The 17673-nt window shown below is 43.7% G+C and carries 14 protein-coding genes and 1 pseudogene; 7 read left to right on the top strand and 8 right to left on the bottom strand.

Annotation, left to right across the window (positions count from 1 at the left end; all coding sequences use genetic code 11):
- Window positions 1-70: 70 nt before the first annotated feature.
- The 5 genes from BCT81_RS02375 to BCT81_RS02355 form a co-directional block, all read right to left on the bottom strand.
- Complete coding sequence (locus BCT81_RS02375) at window positions 71-466, bottom strand: hypothetical protein (RefSeq protein WP_004741242.1); 396 nt, start codon at window positions 464-466, stop codon at window positions 71-73.
- 11 nt (window positions 467-477) lie between these two features.
- Window positions 478-1728: a hypothetical protein gene (locus BCT81_RS02370; protein ID WP_102423139.1), complete on the bottom strand. Its 1251-nt coding sequence runs from the start codon at window positions 1726-1728 to the stop codon at window positions 478-480.
- A 12-nt stretch (window positions 1729-1740) separates the two neighbouring features.
- Complete coding sequence (locus BCT81_RS02365) at window positions 1741-3360, bottom strand: methyl-accepting chemotaxis protein (RefSeq protein ID WP_102423138.1); 1620 nt, start codon at window positions 3358-3360, stop codon at window positions 1741-1743.
- Window positions 3361-3476: 116 nt separating this feature from the next.
- Window positions 3477-4673 (bottom strand): EAL domain-containing response regulator, encoded by a 1197-nt coding sequence (locus BCT81_RS02360; RefSeq protein WP_102423137.1) that lies wholly within the window; start codon window positions 4671-4673, stop codon window positions 3477-3479.
- A gap of 14 nt (window positions 4674-4687) precedes the next feature.
- A complete protein-coding gene (locus BCT81_RS02355) occupies window positions 4688-8962 on the bottom strand; it encodes a transporter substrate-binding domain-containing protein (RefSeq protein ID WP_102423136.1) in 4275 nt (1424 codons plus the stop codon).
- Window positions 8963-9507: 545 nt separating this feature from the next.
- On the opposite strand from BCT81_RS02355, the gene BCT81_RS02350 reads away from it, so the two are divergent.
- The 5 genes from BCT81_RS02350 (at window position 9508) to BCT81_RS02330 (ending at window position 11997) form a co-directional block, all read left to right on the top strand.
- The gene (locus BCT81_RS02350) at window positions 9508-9756 is read left to right on the top strand and encodes a hypothetical protein (protein ID WP_004741237.1); all 249 of its coding nucleotides are present in this window, start codon (window positions 9508-9510) and stop codon (window positions 9754-9756) included.
- Window positions 9757-9865: 109 nt separating this feature from the next.
- Complete coding sequence (locus BCT81_RS02345) at window positions 9866-10444, top strand: septation protein A (RefSeq protein WP_102423135.1); 579 nt, start codon at window positions 9866-9868, stop codon at window positions 10442-10444.
- A 264-nt stretch (window positions 10445-10708) separates the two neighbouring features.
- Window positions 10709-11107 carry an acyl-CoA thioester hydrolase YciA gene (gene yciA / locus BCT81_RS02340; RefSeq protein WP_004741235.1) on the top strand — a complete coding sequence of 133 codons (399 nt, stop codon included), beginning with the start codon at window positions 10709-10711 and terminating at the stop codon, window positions 11105-11107.
- Between the two features lie 196 nt (window positions 11108-11303).
- Window positions 11304-11600 carry a YciI family protein gene (locus BCT81_RS02335; protein WP_102423134.1) on the top strand — a complete coding sequence of 99 codons (297 nt, stop codon included), beginning with the start codon at window positions 11304-11306 and terminating at the stop codon, window positions 11598-11600.
- 1 nt (window position 11601) lies between these two features.
- Entirely contained in the window at window positions 11602-11997 is a 396-nt protein-coding gene (locus tag BCT81_RS02330; protein ID WP_017069993.1) for a GspS/AspS pilotin family protein, read from the top strand.
- 101 nt (window positions 11998-12098) lie between these two features.
- On the opposite strand, the gene metE is transcribed toward BCT81_RS02330, so the two are convergent.
- Entirely contained in the window at window positions 12099-14444 is a 2346-nt protein-coding gene (metE, locus tag BCT81_RS02325) for a 5-methyltetrahydropteroyltriglutamate--homocysteine S-methyltransferase (RefSeq protein ID WP_102423133.1), read from the bottom strand.
- Window positions 14445-14724: 280 nt separating this feature from the next.
- On the opposite strand from metE, the gene BCT81_RS02320 reads away from it, so the two are divergent.
- Window positions 14725-15636, top strand: a complete 912-nt coding sequence (locus tag BCT81_RS02320; protein ID WP_008219852.1) for a LysR substrate-binding domain-containing protein — start codon at window positions 14725-14727, stop codon at window positions 15634-15636.
- A 118-nt stretch (window positions 15637-15754) separates the two neighbouring features.
- Here BCT81_RS02320 and BCT81_RS02315 read toward each other — a convergent pair whose 3' ends face one another.
- A complete protein-coding gene (locus BCT81_RS02315) occupies window positions 15755-15955 on the bottom strand; it encodes a DUF4250 domain-containing protein (RefSeq protein ID WP_004741624.1) in 201 nt (66 codons plus the stop codon).
- Between the two features lie 98 nt (window positions 15956-16053).
- Window positions 16054-16734: a hypothetical protein gene (locus tag BCT81_RS02310; RefSeq protein WP_102423132.1), complete on the bottom strand. Its 681-nt coding sequence runs from the start codon at window positions 16732-16734 to the stop codon at window positions 16054-16056.
- A gap of 237 nt (window positions 16735-16971) precedes the next feature.
- Here BCT81_RS02310 and BCT81_RS02305 point away from each other — a divergent pair.
- A pseudogene (locus BCT81_RS02305) lies at window positions 16972-17673 on the top strand (YgiQ family radical SAM protein); the annotation flags it as partial.

Here is a 17673-nt window from a genome sequence, read left to right as displayed (position 1 = left end):
ATGTAAGGACGATCAGCTTAAACGTAAGCCAATGTAAGAGTGGCGCTCATATTGAGCGCCACATATAAAATTAAAGTTTTAAAATCACTTTAACTGAACTATCGACTAAAGATTCATCGATATAAGCAATCGTATTTGTCGAGCTAGCAACCATGTCTTTTGCTAGGCTTTCCTGACCAACAGCCTTAGGTGGTTGACCTTTACCCGTGAATACGCGTTTTGCCCAGTATGCTTGCAACTGCGCTTCGGTTTTTTGGGTGATAGCTTGGTGAAATTCACCTTTCTTTGGGTGTCCGTCTTCCAAATCAACCGCTTCAATTTGTAGTGACTTCGCTTTTCCTAAGTACAACTTCTTAACCGTTGAAGCATCAAGCTCAGACATAGCAGGGTTGCCAACTACAACTAGGCCAGCGAATGCGTTCATACTGCTAAGAAGAGCAGCGGCTACTAATGTTTTTTTCAACATGATTCTCTTCCTTAAAATACCGCATCAACTTTTACAGTGTACAAAATGTTATCGTCGTTCTTATATTCCGACGCTACACCACCATTCGTTGAACCAAAGCCAGTTAGGTAACTAATATCACCTTTTAGCGCAATATTCGGTAGGAAGTCCCAACGAGCACCAATGCTGTATGTTGTGCGCTGTGTGTTTAGCTTATCAGCCAATGCTTTTGCTGAACCGTATGCGTATTTCGCAGACGCACTGGTTGGGTTTTGAAGTACATTTGCAAGCTGACGGTTTGCTTCTGCATTTCGCTCGTCATCGTCCTGCGTTTCCATGTGTGACACGGTAATATATGGCGTTACTTCATCTAGACGGTATGCAGCTGTTAGGTATGCTGCATCCACATCGTAGTAGAACCCTTCAACGGTTGTGCGTGTCACTTCTGAAACCAGCATTAGGTTGCCGTTTTCGTATCGACCACCAACACCGTAAAACTTCGCTTTCTCGTCGTCAAACGTTGAATTCAATACAGGCTTGCTGTTTACATTCCAGTTAGTTGAAGAGCTGATCACAGACTGTGCGTACACAGCACGTAGCGTCCAAGTATCATCAGTCCAGTTAACTACACCACCAGCAATGTCATCAAACTGTGTATCAGCATTGTAGCTATGTTTTGATGCCGACAATTTCTGTGAACCGGCAAAGCCTTGGAATGAAAGAGTACTGTCATCTAGCTCTACATCATAAATGAAGTCACCGCCCGTTAGAGAGGTAAGCACTACTGAGCCGTACACTTCATTAGGTACTCGTACACCAACTTGTGCGTAACCCACTTCTAGATAATCAGAGTACATGAACAGTGGTAAACGTAATTTACCACCACGTACCGTTAAGTTCGGCGTCACTTTGTGGCTTAAGAATGCCCACTCAATATCTGGAGACCAGTTCTCTTTTTTATTACCACGAGCAACCATTTGAACAACGGCTGAAGTTGACTCATTAACTTCGAACTCACCTTGTAAACCAAACAAAGAACCTTCATCAAAACGTACTTTATTCTCCGACTTCATGAAGCCGTGGTTTTGATTACCTAGTTGCATGTTCAAAGATGCAAAACCATTGAAACTAAATTTATCAGCAATTGAGCTTTGCTCTTTCGCTTCAAGGATAGCGACCTTTTTCTCTAGCTCAGCCAATTTTTGCTCATCTGAAGCATGTGCAGCAAAAGATGCCGCAAGCGCCACTGCTACAGGCAATAAGCGAAATGGGGAGTTAGTCATTATTGTTCTCCGTTATACTTTGAATTGTGATGTTGATTTACTCAGCTCTGTCACGATGCCACTCAATTGGTGGCTCAGAGCTTCTAGTTGATCGGTAGACTGAGACACTTGGTGAGAGCACTGCCTAAAATCATCCATATGGGTATGAATTTGTTTTGAAGCGCGAGCTTGATGCTCTGTCGTACTCGCTATCTGACGGTTCAGCTCAGTAATTTCTTCGACCTGTCCGCTAATTTCTAATAGGTAATCACCGGCGTTTTGTGCATCCCCAACCGCTTGAGAAGAGCTGGCGAGACCTTGGTCCATTGCACCTACCGCCGCATTCGAACCCGACTTAAGCTCACCGAGTAAGGCATTAATCTCGGTTGCTGATTGTTGAGTATTATTAGCGAGTACACGTACCTCATCAGAAACGACCGCGAAGCCGCGCCCATGCTCTCCAGCGCGAGCTGCTTCAATCGCCGCGTTTAGGGCCAGCAGATTGGTTTGCTCGGCAACGCTTTGAATCGTGCTGAGGATTGAACCCACATTGCTGGCATTTTGGTCGAGCTCTTTTAATTTTCCGGCGGTATCGCGAATATTGGTGGCAAGCTCTTCGATCTCTTGGCTTGTTTTCAAAACGACTTGGGTACCCGTTTGAGCACTGGCATTGGCCTTTTGAGCTTGTGAATCGGCATGTGATGCAAAGCCAACCACTTGTTCAATAAGGGCAATAATATTGTTAACTGCGTCAGTCACTTCTTCGATGTGGTCACGTTGGGTGCTGTTCAACGCTAAGGTTTGATTGGATTCACTGCGGATTTTGTCGCTCACAACCTCAAGCTCCTGCCCAATGCTCAACGTGCTTGCAATGATCCCTTGAAGCTTCTCAATGAACTGGTTAACGCTTTGTACTAGGGTTGCTATTTCATCTTTGCCGGAATAATCGATACGAACGGTTAAATCACCATCTCCCGTTGCGATCGCTTGCATTTTCTCAGTGACGAGCAGAATTGAACTGATGACAGATTTGAAAATCGCATAGCCCACGATAAAGACAGACAAGACAAAGAAAACGCCAAGCCAGATTGACTGCTGAGCAGCGTCGTTTGCGGCATTCTCTGAGTGCAATATGGTATTTACGACATTTTGACTCGCTGACGAGCGCAGCATTTCACTTGCCGCGAGTAACGAATCATATTCAGCAGTGAGCGTATTCGATCTTGCTGTAAGATTCGCGAAGGAGTCATTCAAGTTAATAAAATCTAGACTTAACGCGTACGCGGAGTCCGTGTACTTTTTTAGCGAGCTCGACACCTTGTTAAATGCTTGCGCCTGTGAAGGTAAAACATTGGCCCCTTTACTTGCTTCAACTTGAAGTTCAGAAGATATTTGGCGCGCATAATCGAGAGCCTGCTCATCTTCCATGATCACAGCGGCTTCGAACTGCTGTTGAACATTTGGCAACAGCGAGTGAATTTTAGTGGCGTGCTCTAATGCAGGGTAATAACTTATTTCTAACTGAGTTAGTCGTTGGCTATTATCGCGGTGAATAAAAACATTGATGGTTATTATCGCCGCTAAACTGAGCGAGATAATAGATAAAAGAACGACGAATTGTACTTTTATATTGATATAACGAGACAGTAGCATAAGGTTCTATTGAATTAGCGCAAATTGATAATTATGTTACCGCCAGTTCACTTTTATCGGTGAACACATTCACTAAACAAATATCACTTTATGTTTAAATGGATCCCCTATTACCCCTACGCCAGTAAATTGAACTCAGTTATTTTCTTTTCCCAGCTACTTTTCCACTCAGGCAGTTGATCAGCTGGCATCGGACGTGCAATAAAATACCCTTGAGCTAGTGTGTCTTTATTACTCATTGAACGTATATCTTTCCAAATTGATATATCTTCAATACCCTCTGCGACAGTCGTTAAATCCAATAATTGAGCGAGGTAAAGTGAAGCTCTCACAATTGCTCGACTAGAGCGGCTTTGCTGGATGTTTTTAACGAAGTCGATATCCAGTTTTAATGCAGAAAATGGCAGATCCTCGAGTTGTTTCAATGAGGAGTAACCCGTTCCGAAATCGTCAATCGCGAGCGGAATACCACGCATACAGATTCTTGTTGTAGATGCTAAAGCAAGCGCAACACTTTCAACGAGATCGGATTCCGTTAACTCCAGTTTAATCTGTTCAACATCTAACCTACCGTTATCGATAAGCTTAAAGATATGATCGACAATTTCACCGTCGATCATATCTTTCGCTGTTAAGTTCAAGACAAACCTTCGGCTGCATAGGAAGCGTTGATCGTTAATCGCTTGCTCGAGTAACTGCTTCAAAACATTTAGCATTAACCCTGAATCAATGAGACGCGTCAAAAAGAAAAATGGACTAAGGACACCATAGTGAGGATGCTGCCAACGAATCAAAGATTCACTCTCCTTCCATTCTCCCGTGTGAATACAGACGATGGGTTGATAGTGCAAAACCATCTCATGGTTCTCGACAGCCTTTACGATGTCCTCATCAGTGATCACGATATCTCGATTTGAACTTGAAGCCGACTCTGGTTTTTTAGTATCCCTACTTACCAACTCCAGTAGCCGCGCACGATCAATCGGCTTTTCTAACACACCCAATAAATTGAGATTAAATGCCTTACACATTTTACTAGCGGCATCGAGCACGGTTTGGTTTTCAGCACTCGTTATGATGATGTTGCCCTTGAAGTTCAAATTAGCTAACCGTTTTAGCAATTCGATCCCATCTATCATTGGCATATTAAGGTCACACAATATTAGGTCGACCGAAGACTGTTCAATGTGGTCTAACGCCTTACACCCACACTCGAAAGAATGAACCTTACCGACACTCAAGCTGTTCAATACCATGGTCATGACATTCAACTGAAAGGGGTGGTCTTCGATTACAACAATATTTTGATCCATAGTGTTCCCTCAGCCTATTGAGCATACGTGGTGTAGAAGCTTTGTAACTTCTGCGTTAGTCGCTCCACTTCATGGAAATACTCTAAGTATCCACCTCTTTGGTTTGCAGAGGCGTCTTCTAGCTGTTGCAGTTGGTCTGCCATCTCAGTACTGCCAACCATCTTCGCTGCACCTTTCATTTTATGGGCAACTTGTTTGATCTCATCTAGGCTCTCGCTCTCACATGCAGCGAGTAACAAAGGCAAGTCTGAGCAGTGACTCTGAATAAAATCCTTGATGATTTGATCGATAAGGTCCTGATCTCCAAATAACTCCATTAGGTTTTGAATATCAATAGGCGCAAGGCTAGGTTCAACGCTCGCATCGTTGGTTGTTAACTGACTAACAACCGGTGTGCCTTTCATAAGATGCTTATTGATCGTGTCACCAATCACTTTAAGCTTGGTAGGTTTAGACAAAAAGTCATCCATGCCAATCTCAAAACATTTGTCATTTTCCCCCTTAACGGCGTTTGCTGTCAGTGCAATGATAGGCAATCGAGGTATATTCTGACTTTGCTCTTTCGAACGAATCTGTTTCGTCAACTCATAGCCATCCACCTCAGGCATATGACAGTCAGTGATAAGTAAGCCATAGTCCTGCTTATCGAGCGCCGCTAGCGCTTCTCTACCGTTGTCCACCATATCGGCATGAAAACCTAGCTGCTCTATCTGCTTAATAATGATCTGTTGGTTGATTGGGTGATCTTCCGCAATCAGTATCAGCCTATTATTTTCCATCGCCGATTCGCGTGATTCGGTGCTTAATCGTAAGTTGTTTTCTTCCTTTACTATTTCTTCGATAAAGGTTGGATTATTGCTCAAGCAATGTCTTAGCTGTGAAGGGAGTAATGGGTTTGCCGATAAATTCCAACCTAACTTACAAGGTGCAGGCGAAAGCATCCCTTGTTCGCTTAGACAGATAAAATTCACGTTCTCATCAGGAGTATTAATAGCCTGAGCAAGCTCATGAGGTACGAACACAAAACCAGGCTTAATGGTCTCTACCCAATGTGCTAACTCTTTCGTGGTTTGAACGCTTTTTGTAATCACCTTAATACCCCAAGATGTCAGGTAGCTCTCCAACTCTTGATGCTGCATGAAGGTTTTGGTGAGCAAAGCGACTTTACCTGTCATATCTTGATACTGGTTATCATCAAGTGATGTCAGAGGTACCGAGATAGTAAATGTTGAGCCTAAGTTCACCTTACTTGTCACGTTCAGCGTCCCGCCCATTTGCTCTATCAATTGCTTTGAGATAGTCAACCCAAGACCCGAGCCACCGTACTTTCTCGTGGTACCTTCATCGGCCTGCACGAACGGTCTAAATAGATTTCGAATATGCTCTTCGCTAATGCCGATTCCGCTATCGAAAACTTCAAAACAGACTTGTTGCTGGCCATCGTTTTGACTGACTAACTTCGTCGTTAAGCCAACGGTTCCATGCTCAGTAAATTTAATCGCATTGCTCAACAGGTTGTTCAGTACTTGCCCGAGACGGATGTCGTCCATCAGTACCGAATCTTTTAATTCAGGGTCTAGCCAGAACTTGAATTGCAACCCTTTGGCATGCGCCTGTCTTGCCTGCAGTTGAGTCACCCTAAGAGTCAAGGTATCAAGGCTTGCGGGTTGGTAATCCAAAGTCAGCTTACCCGCCTCAATCTTCGAAAAATCAAGGATGTCGTTAACGATGTGCAATAAGTTATTAGCGGACTGGCTTAACGTTGTATGAATCTTTTGTACTTCATGACCCACTTCATATTGCTCGGAAAGCTCTAGCAAACTCACAATGCCACCAAGAGGCGTTCGGATCTCATGACTCATGTTGGCTAGAAATCTCGATTTCGCTTCTGTTGCTGCAATCGCACTCTGCCTTGCCTGAGTGAGCTCTTCTTGCTGCTGCTTTAGCTCGGTAATATCCGTCAGTACAGAATCCCATTCGTAATAATCACCACGATCGGATATTTTGCTTTGTAGGTTAAGCCAACGATTCTGATTTTCGATATTGACGCCAATATCCAGGCTCAACTTTCCATCTTTATTGCCACAACGTATTTTTCGAATCAGAGTACGGCGATCTTTCGCATTTAACGGCGCAAAGAAGCTCGTTGGAGATCGGCGTAGTTGAGAAGGCGTGAGCCCAAGAAGTTCTTCAATTCCATTACTGATAAATACGAACTCGATATCGTGTAAGCTTCGCTTAGGCTGGATATGTTGTATCACCGCACCGTGTAAATTGTTCGCGAGTTTTTGGACGCGGTCATCCGCACTTTTGGCGATTTTTTTCGCTTCATACAATTCAGTCAAATCATCGAGAATAGTTACTGAACCTTCGATACTTCCATTGGAAATGTACGGGCACTTCCAGTATGCGTAATGCTTACTGCCAAATGGAGAGACCACCTCTTTTTCCAAACGAGGCAAAACATTCCCTTTGTGGATCATGGTGTCTTCGTCTGGATTATTAATGATTGCTTCTTCTATTAAGTCAAAATCCTTAAGCGCCCTAGCCACACTGTTGAAACTCACAAGTTGGTTATCTAGATCACGTACCACAATTGGAAATGGCATTGCGTTAAGTAGTGAACGCTCGAACTCGACTTGATGCTTCAACGCAGACTCAGCACGCTTGCGCTCCTCAACCTCACGGCTTAATTTCCAGCTCCATGCCATGATCGCCATGATAAGAACGGATGCGACAGAAATAAGAATGGCAGCACCCAAAATCACATCTTTCGTGTCAACTCCAGATTCGTAAGAAACATCTAACCAATTCTTTTTAATCTGCTGGAATTTATGATGTGGAATCGCAAAAAGCGCCTTATTGATGATGTTACCTAATATCTCTTGGTTAGCTTCCACGCTATATGCAACTGGCACATCATTGTCTTTAGAAAGCAGGCTAATTACTCGCAAGTACCCTGAATACTGTCCTTGAAGAAGCGGTGATGCGAGATATAAAGAGAGCATTGCAGAGTCAACTTGCCCTTTATCAACCGCCTCTAACACTTGCTCAACCGAGTCATACTTTTTTATTGGGCAAGCTTCGCAATAACGCTTAGCCAATTGGGAACCAACGCTATCGTCAGTAGTACCGATAATAGCGTTCTGAGAAAGCTCACCAAACACATCGACCTTGTTACTGTCGCTTTTACCAATCAGCGCCCACGGCTCAACCATAAAAGGTTTCGAGTAAAGGTGACGATCATCCACACCAGCAAAGGGAGTCGCTTTGGTATGGATCAGCGGTAGAGAAACCGTATGTAAATCGTTCCCTTCGATACCAAAGTCATTTTCAAAAATGAAGTTTAGCCCCGTAAGTCGAGAGATCTCATTCAAGATATCGATAGAGATACCATCAGGCTGCCCTTCGCTGTTCACGAATGAAATAGGTTTTGAATCTCGAATGTAGGACACATAAATATTGGGATTCAATGATAGGTATTGCTGCTCTTTTTCCGTCAATAACAACTTATTTTTGCTAACAACCAAAAGTAAACGTCTTTGTATTTCGTTTAACCATTTCTTATGGATATTAACGATTTGATTTGGCTTATCTTGGTTAATTGAAGTATTGATGATGTTCAATAGCTTCCTATTCTCAGGAGTATCAAGTAAAGCAATAACGTAGTTATTCAGAGGCAAGCCATCATGCAAATTCACAGACAGTGATGCGTCATAGGGGCTATTCATCAGCTTACTGTGTAACAACACGCCATCATCCACAATTGCGAGCACTTTCTCACGCGCAACAGCGGCTATCGCATCCTGATATGATGAGTATGATTCAAATGAAGAAAACGGAAGTAAGGACTTCACAGACGATGCATTACTCGAGTTTTCAAAGTAAGCAAGCTTACGCCCTTTCATGAGCAAATGACTCTCAATAGGTTCACTGCTCAAACTGATCATTCGGCTCGACAAAATCGGTTTCGAGTAGATAACGCCACCACTTGAAACATTTTGCTCTGCCGTGATGATGGCGTCCACGTCACCCGTTTTTAGCATATTGTTGAGTTCAGACGGTGACTGGTAACCAACAAACTCCACACCATCGAGTCCATCTTTCACGTAGAAATCAACTAAGTCCGGCAATAAACCCGAAACCTCTCCTTGTTGTGATTGAGCATAAGGAGCAAAATCTGAGATTTGAATTCCCAGTTGAATTGATTCATCAGCTTGTGCTTTTTGTGATGCGAAAAACACCAATGTAATCAAAGAAAATAACTGAAAGAAAAAGATACGGTACATGATAAACCTGACGTTATAGCAGCAGCGTACTTTATAACGTCAAGTTCACAGCCATTCAGCAAGTAGCGTTAAACAAAATATGGATACTGTTTAATAAGCTAACCACACACCGAACCAGCAAGAGTTTTCGCATACCGATATAAAAACTCTCCGACCTTCATTAATTTCTCAAATTGAAACTCTCCAGCTGGCGCATGAATCAAATCTCGATAGTCTAATTACCAAGCCTAACACCCATAAAACAAACGCTTTTCGATATGGGAACGAATCAGTTTGACTCAACAACAGCACATTAATTCTCAAATTGAAGGAGAAAATTGCCTCTCAAAATAGAACTATTATTCAATAGCTACGTATTGTCTCAGTGACAGCAGAGAGCACTTTCATTTAACTGATTGAAAGAATGATTATTTCAATCCGACACGGAAAATGTTCAGGAATACTAGACAAAATGGCATTTGAATTGCTTTGTCATAGATAACCCAACCAATATACAGCAGGTTGCATCACTTCTCATCATTGCAGCTTGTCACGGAGGATAGGCTATGACCTTACAAAGACACACGTATTACGGCTTGATTCACCACGGGATTAAAACCTTGTTAATGGACAGAGTTGGCCACTTTACTGAGCGTGAATATCACGAGTACCTTGATCTAACGACAGGAAAATCCACCTGCTTCGCGATGAGTGAACAAGAGCTAGAGAACACTTTAGACAATCTGAAAAGCGAAGGTTATTTAGAAGATATCAAGAAGCTGATTCCTCGCTACCAAACGTCATCGATGCGTTGAAATTCTGCCAGCTCCAATCAGTTTAGTAGCCAATTGTCTCGAGCTGTTTTGCATCGAGGCAATTTTGGTTAGACTGTCGGTAACTCAACTAACCGGATATTCAGTCCATATGAAACAAATTCTTGATTTCATCCCTCTCATCATTTTCTTCGCGCTTTACAAGATGTACGACATCTATACGGCTACTGGGGCATTGATTGTCGCTTCTGCACTTCAAATCGTTTTGACGTACTTCATCTACAAAAAAGTAGAAAAAATGCAGGTGATAACGTTTCTGATGGTCGCGGTATTTGGTGGAATGACCATATTCTTGCACGACGACAACTTCATTAAATGGAAAGTCACTATCGTTTATGCCTTATTTGCTATTGGCCTAACCGCAAGCCATCTAATGGGGAAACCTGCGATTAAGGGCATGTTGGGCAAAGAGGTTACACTTCCGGATGCGGTATGGGGCAAGATCAACTGGGCATGGACATTCTTCTTCACTATTTGCGCAATCATCAACGTGTATGTAGCTTTTAACCTACCATTAGATGTGTGGGTTAACTTCAAGGTGTTTGGCCTGCTAATAGCAACATTACTATTTACGCTGCTTACTGGCGTCTACATCTATAAGCATTTACCAAAAGAACAACTTCAAAAAGAGCAGCAAGAACTAACTGATAAAAATACTGACGAGAAGTAACCCCAAGGGGTGAGTCCTCATTCCGTTTTTGTTACAATTCTTGTCAATATGCTATACCTAGCGGCCAATGATACTCGTGATCATTGGCCGTTGGCTTTTTTGTGTTGCGGAGACTGGTCAAAATAAAGCCTATTATTTAATGTAAATCGCACTAAATTATTGGCTATCTGATCTCTGTTGTTCATTGCGCTCGTTTGCAAATGCGCTTCACCAACCAACACTTCTGTTTTTATTTTGATAATCAATACCACCAAGAGTACAACAATGACGATTCAATCAACTTTGAACCCAATTGGTTCCCTACTTCTTCGCACATTAGCGATGCCTTCTGATACCAATGCAGCAGGTCAAATCTTCGGTGGTTGGATAATGTCTCAGCTCGACCTAGCCGGCGGCATCTTGGCCAAAGAGATCTCTAACGGCAAGATAGTTACCGTGTCGGTTTCGAGCATTGAATTCAAGCAGCCCGTATCCGTTGGTGATGTGGTGTGCGTTTATGGTGACTGCACAAAGATTGGCCGTAGCTCGATGAATATCGACCTAGAAGTCTGGGTTAAGCCGGTCCTGGATCACGGCATTGGCGACCGCTACAAGGTATGTGGTGCAACGTTCAACTACGTAGCCGTTGATGAAAGTGGCAAGCCTCGAACCATCAAGAAATAGTACTTTTCACTAAGTCATACGTATCTGTGGTCTTTAGTTTCAGCAAATGAAATCGCTAAAGACCATACAAGTCTCTCGCACCAATTCACAATTTCTTATCATTAGCTCTTCCAATACCAATTAGTTCGCGTAAATTAGCAAGATAGCTATTTTATAATCTCCCAAATTCAGTGAAGTAAAATAAGGATATGCCAATATGTGGTACGTGATTTTCTCTCAAGATGTCGAAAATTCATTAGAAAAACGCCTCAGTGTTCGCCCACAACATCTAGAACGCCTACAAATACTTCACGATGAAGGCCGGCTATTAACAGCGGGTCCAATGCCAGCGATTGATTCAGATAACCCTGGCGAAGCTGGTTTCACAGGTTCAACGGTAATCGCTGAGTTTAACTCTTTAGAAGACGCACAGGCATGGGCAGACGCAGATCCGTACATCGACGCTGGTGTCTACCAAAATGTCATCGTAAAACCATTCAAGAAAGTATTTTAACGTGAAAAAATGGATTATTAGCTCACTGGCCGCGATCCTGCTTGCAGGCTGTGCTTCAAGTGAGCAAGACCAACAAAGACAACTCGAGATGATGGCGCAGCATCGTGCTGGCGTGCTATCTGCAGGCCTACCTATTGAGTATGGCCCACTGTCTGTTATGCGAGTACTAGCAAAAAACACCGTGATTGAAATCATGATGATCTACAACCAAGATGCTAAAGGTGCTAAGCCTTTAAACCAAGTTGTCGATATGAGTGTGAATAGCTACTGTACTAACTCAGAAGTAAGAGCAAACCTAGATATGGGCTTGGCTTACAACATCAAGATTCGCAATACACGCGGACAACTGATGGTTGAGAAGCTGATAAGCAAAGATACTTGCCAGAGCGCTAATTAAGATTCGAGATTCGAGATTCGAGATTCGAACAAGTATAAAACTAGAAGGCCTCGCATTTGCGAGGCCTTTGTTTTATTAAACAATCAAAATCCTAGACTAAATTATGCCTCAACAGATTCCCACTCTTTACGCAATTCCTTAGTCGCGGAGACTAAGTTAGTCAGTGCTGCTTCTGTTTCTGCCCAATTGCGAGTTTTAAGACCACAATCTGGGTTTGCCCATAAGCGCTCTGCCGGTATTTTTTCCGCCGCCTTCTTAAGCAGGCTAATAATCCACTCTTGCGATGGGATATTTGGTGAATGGATATCATAAACACCTGGGCCAATCGCGTTCGGGTAGTTGAACTCTTCAAACGCTTTAAGCAGTTCCATGTTCGAGCGAGACGTCTCAATAGTAATCACATCAGCATCTAATGCGGCCACTGAATCAATGATTTCATTGAACTCGCTGTAACACATGTGCGTATGAATCTGAGTTTCTGGTTTAGCACTTGCCGCTGAAATCTTAAAGGCATCAACCGCCCATTCTAAATATTCTGCATGGTCACGCTTTTTAATCGGCAGGCCTTCACGAATAGCTGGTTCATCGATTTGGATAATGTTGATTCCTGCATCTTGCAAATCAGACACCTCATCGCGTAATGCAAACGCTAACTGATTCGTGATTTCTTTACGCGAGATATCTTCACGCGGGAACGTCCAACACAGAATTGTCACAGGGCCAGTCAGCATGCCTTTCATCTGCTTAGATGTCAGTGATTGAGCATAAGTCGTCCACTCGACCGTCATTGGTTTCTCACGCTCGATATCTGCCACCACAATAGCCGGTTTCACACAGCGAGAGCCATAGCTTTGTACCCAACCAAACTTAGTGGTTTGGAAGCCTGCCAGGTTCTCTGCAAAGTACTCCACCATGTCGTTACGTTCGGCTTCACCGTGTACCAACACATCCAAATCGAGTGCTTCTTGGCGCTTCACCGCATCGGCAATATGACCTTTTAGTGCGGTCGTGTATTCCGCTTCGCTTAACTTTCCAGTGCGATAAGCGCTACGTTGAACACGGATCTCGCAGGTCTGTGGGAACGAACCTATCGTTGTGGTTGGTAACAACGGTAAACCTAAAACTTCCGACTGATGTGCTGCTCGCTCTGGGTAAGGAGCACTACGGTCAGCTAGTGCTTTAGTAATCGTGTTGAGGCGAGCCTGTACCTGTGGCTTATTAACGTGGGTTGCACTCTTGCGAGCCACAATCGGCTGGCTATAAGTCTCGCACGCTAAAATGGCATTTTGATCGCCGTCTAGCGCCGCCCCCAACAAGCTAACCTCTGTGACTTTTTGTTTAGCAAAAGCAAACCAGCTCTTCACTTCTTCGCTGAGTGAATCTTCTAGATCTAAATCAACGGGACTATGAAGCAGCGAACATGAACTTGCGACCCACAGCTTATCGCCTAGCCTCTCTTTCACTGGTCGCAGCAACTCAAGCTGAGTAGCCAAGTCCGCTCGCCAGACATTGCGTCCATTAATGATGCCAGCAGACAGCACCCACTCTTCCGGTAATTGACTCACGACTTCATCGAGCTGCTGTGGCGCTGCAGCCAAATCAATATGCAATCCGTTAACAGGCAGTTTGACGATTTTATCTAAGGTGTCTGTCACCGAATCGAAGTACGTAGTCAATAACAGTTTCACATCACCTTGAATGACTTGATAAGCCAGTTTAAATGAATCGGCCCATTGTTTTTCAAGCTCGAGGGCAAGAATTGGCTCATCGATTTGAACCCACTCAACGCCCAACTTGGCTAGCTTAGCCAAAATCGCTTGATAGGCTGTTAACAAGCGAGGCAATAGGGTTAAGCGCTCAAATCCCTCTTCCACCTCTTTCCCTAAGTACAAATAAGAAAGTGGACCAAGAAGCACAGGTTTCACCTTATGCCCTGCTTGAACGGCTTCATTCACTTCATCAAACAATTGAGGCCAGCTCACCTCAAATGAATCATCTTTACTGAACTCAGGAACGATGTAGTGATAGTTGGTATTGAACCACTTAGTCATGTCTGACGCTGCAGCGCTGTCTTTTGTGCCTTCAGAAGCATATTTCCCACCACAACAAGCGGCTTCAACTTGTGATTGCCCGCGCCCCACTCGGAACAAGGTATCTAAATCAGGGAAAGCTTTCTCCTCTTCGCTACCTCCAGCATGACGCGTGGGGACGTGCCCTAAAAGTAAAGTCGTTGTCAGTACATGGTCGTACCATGCGAAGTCACCCGCAGTTGCAAAGCTAAGATTCGCATTAGCTTGTACATTCCAGTTACGATTTCTCAGCTCGCTACCTAGCTGTTTGAGTTCTGATTGGTTGATTTCACCACGCCAGTATTTTTCGAGTGTGAATTTCAGTTCGCGCTTTTCACCGATACGTGGGTAGCCAAGAATATGCGTTGTTGTCGTCATGAACCTGTTCCTTATTCAATAATTGTTAGTATCTTTTCAGATTGCCTATTGTGTTCTTGCTTTCATTAAAGGTGTCTGGATGGCTAAACTATCTACCGAATCGAATCGCTGAACAACGTCCAAATATTCATCTTGTTTATTAAAAATATTCATCATCAGCGAGTCAGAGATGAATATAGTTAAATCCATCTGGACATCTAGACGTTTACAAATGATAAAAAACCCCGTAGGGTGATTATTAAGAAATATTGAATTAGCTTAGGGAATATGAGGAATACTCATGATAGAGCTTAAACATCTGCGAACATTGACGACCTTGAGAGATAGCGGTTCACTCACCGCAACAGCGACCTCTCTTCACCTGACTCAGTCGGCGCTTTCTCATCAATTGAAGGACCTAGAGGCGCGTATTGGTGGGCAGTTGTTCCTACGCAAAACTCGGCCAGTAAAGTTCACCTCAGAGGGTGAGATCTTGCTAAAACTCGCTGATGAGATTCAACCAAGAATCGCCAAAGCAGAGAATGAACTCGCGAGTCTGAAAGAGGACGTGAATGGTCGCCTGCATATGGCGATCGAGTGTCACTCTTGTTTTCAATGGTTAATGCCTGCTTTGAAAGAGTATCAAGTTGCTTGGCCAAGCGTGACTCTCGATTTCTCGTCCGGTTTTGGCTTTGAGCCCCTACCTGCGTTAATGGCTGGCGAGTTGGATCTGGTGATCACCTCAGATATTCAACCTCGCTCTGAGATCCACTATGAGCCACTTTTCGATTTCGAGATGCGTTTGATCACGGCGATTAACTCACCTTTGGCTGAAAAGCCAAGCATTGATCCACAAGATCTTAGCGATCTCACAATGCTATCTTACCCGGTTCAAAAACAGCGTTTAGATGTGGTGAAACACTTCTTGCAACCTGCAGGTATTGAACCGAAGAAATGGAAGCAAGCAGACAACACCTTGATGTTAGTGCAAATGGTATCAGCCGGGTTAGGAGTTGCAGCCTTACCAAACTGGGCAATCAGTGAGTTTTCAAGACAAGGGTTGATTGCTAGTAAGCCGCTGGGTAAAGGACTTTCAAGAAGACTGTTTGCTGCGGTGAGAAATTCAGAGAAAGACAAGCGTTACCTGCAAGCATTCTTCAGCACGGCAAGGCAGCAGAGTAAGAGCCACCTGGATGGAATTGAAGTTGTTTAGCTATATAAACTATTAGAGCTATACAAAAGTACAAAAACAAAAAAGTCACAGATTACCTGTGACTTTTTAGATTCCGCAGCATTGATTTAGCGATACCTGTTCATTCGCGAAACATAGATTATCTTGCGTATGATTTAAATTGGTTCGTCAGTGGATCGTATTGATAGCCGAGCATGTCTAGCTTACCTACGACACTTTCTATATCCATTTCATACATGCTAATCAGTTCTTCAAAACTGTCGCACTCTAAGCGCAGTTTTTCATTCACTATTCCCAGCAAGATAATACTATCTAGGCTTTTGACGTTACTTAAATCCATCTCGTACTCCTTACGAACACTCTGACTAGAATTAAGTTTAGAACGCTTAATCGCCCCACGCTAAAAAACAGATCACACTTCTTTACTCACAGAAATACTTACAGTACCCAAATTGGTGTTAGGCCAACGAGAGCGGCTAACAACATCAGTAGTGACACCGTAAGTTGCACCTTCTCTGGCGTTTTAACAAACAGTAGGTGCCAACACCACACCACGATTGAAGAGATAAGCAGTGCGAAGCTGAACAACAATGCTGAGATAACAGGCTCTAACTGAGCTTCAGAAAGTGAGTAAACGTTCACAACCGTCGCTAGTACTACCAACATTCCTGTTAATACACCTACAACTGGCAAAACACGGTGAAACGCTTGTAAGCGCGTTCTTGCGATAGTCAGCAATAGATGAGCAAACGCCGCACCTAACAAAACCACCAGCAATAATGTTGCAATAATGCCGACCACCGTTGGTTGCTCAAATGCTTGGATAGCAACATAAGACAGCGCTAAACCACACGCTAAATACATCACCCAAATCGGGCCCGAGTCACGTGTTTTCTTCGTCTGAACTTGAGAATAGAAATAAAAGATTGCGAACACGACAAGAAACGCTTCGACCTTGACTGAAGCCACGGCTAACCAAAGTACGCCAATCGCTGGTAGCATTTTGTGGATACGACCACGTTGCCCGGGGCAAATATCACCCTTTACCAGGATCAGAGTTAAGATCAGTTGAGCTCCTAATAACATTGGAGCAAATTGCAGTAATAATGTTTCGACCATTGTGGATCTACTTATCTAGACTTATTTTCGCGAATAATATCAAAAACTGCTGCGAACACTAATCAAAATCACAAATTAGCGACGTTATTCAAGGCTTCAACTATGCTGTTGGTTGGCTCTTTTGTCGTTTTTATCAGCAAAATGACGAAAGACACCAAAACTAACAGGGGCATGTTCTTCTGGCTAGTCAGGGCGCATGCCGCTATAATTCCCGCCTCAAAAATCAGAGGTCGAAATATGTACAGCGATATCACTCCTATTCACGAACACAAAAAATACTGGGCCGAGTGCTACGGAACAGCACCCTTTTTGCCTACCAGTAGAAAGGAGATGGATGCTCTTGGATGGGATAGCTGTGATATTATTATTGTAACTGGTGACGCTTATGTTGATCACCCGAGCTTTGGTATGGCTATCATCGGCCGTCTTCTTGAAGCTCAAGGCTTCCGCGTGGGCATCATCGCTCAACCGAAGTGGGACAATAAAGATGCCTTCATGAAGCTAGGAAAACCAAACCTATTCTTCGGCATCACTGCGGGTAACATGGACTCCATGATCAACCGCTATACCTCTGATCGCAAATTACGTCACGATGATGCATACACGCCAAATAACGAAGGTGGTAAGCGTCCTGATCGTGCAACTTTGGTTTACTCTCAGCGTTGTCGTGAAGCCTATAAAGGCACACCAATAGTATTGGGTGGTATCGAAGCGAGCTTGCGTCGTGTAGCTCACTACGACTACTGGTCGGATAAAGTTCGTCGCTCTGTACTGTTTGATGCAAAAGCGGACATCCTGCTATTTGGTAACGCAGAACGTGCACTAGTAGAAGTGGCACACCGCCTTGCTGATGGTGAAGAGATCTCTAGCCTCACCAATATTCGTGGTACGGCAATCAACCTGCCTGCTGCACCTGAAGGTTACAAGATCATCGACTCC

This window comes from Vibrio sp. 10N.261.52.A1 (assembly GCF_002876325.1).
GTDB lineage: Bacteria > Pseudomonadota > Gammaproteobacteria > Enterobacterales > Vibrionaceae > Vibrio > Vibrio chagasii.
This window is presented reverse-complemented; position numbering and strand designations above follow the sequence as displayed.

Bases quoted from the DNA above. Each gene is read 5' to 3' on its own strand.
- BCT81_RS02375 (WP_004741242.1), bottom strand. From the start codon at position 466: ATGTTGAAAAAAACATTAGTAGCCGCTGCTCTTCTTAGCAGTATGAAC.
- BCT81_RS02370 (WP_102423139.1), bottom strand. From the start codon at position 1,728: ATGACTAACTCCCCATTTCGCTTATTGCCTGTAGCAGTGGCGCTTGCG.
- BCT81_RS02365 (WP_102423138.1), bottom strand. From the start codon at position 3,360: ATGCTACTGTCTCGTTATATCAATATAAAAGTACAATTCGTCGTTCTT.
- BCT81_RS02360 (WP_102423137.1), bottom strand. From the start codon at position 4,673: ATGGATCAAAATATTGTTGTAATCGAAGACCACCCCTTTCAGTTGAAT.
- BCT81_RS02355 (WP_102423136.1), bottom strand. From the start codon at position 8,962: ATGTACCGTATCTTTTTCTTTCAGTTATTTTCTTTGATTACATTGGTG.
- BCT81_RS02350 (WP_004741237.1), top strand. From the start codon at position 9,508: ATGACCTTACAAAGACACACGTATTACGGCTTGATTCACCACGGGATT.
- BCT81_RS02345 (WP_102423135.1), top strand. From the start codon at position 9,866: ATGAAACAAATTCTTGATTTCATCCCTCTCATCATTTTCTTCGCGCTT.
- yciA (WP_004741235.1), top strand. From the start codon at position 10,709: ATGACGATTCAATCAACTTTGAACCCAATTGGTTCCCTACTTCTTCGC.
- BCT81_RS02335 (WP_102423134.1), top strand. From the start codon at position 11,304: ATGTGGTACGTGATTTTCTCTCAAGATGTCGAAAATTCATTAGAAAAA.
- metE (WP_102423133.1), bottom strand. From the start codon at position 14,444: ATGACGACAACAACGCATATTCTTGGCTACCCACGTATCGGTGAAAAG.
- BCT81_RS02320 (WP_008219852.1), top strand. From the start codon at position 14,725: ATGATAGAGCTTAAACATCTGCGAACATTGACGACCTTGAGAGATAGC.
- BCT81_RS02315 (WP_004741624.1), bottom strand. From the start codon at position 15,955: ATGGATTTAAGTAACGTCAAAAGCCTAGATAGTATTATCTTGCTGGGA.
- BCT81_RS02310 (WP_102423132.1), bottom strand. From the start codon at position 16,734: ATGGTCGAAACATTATTACTGCAATTTGCTCCAATGTTATTAGGAGCT.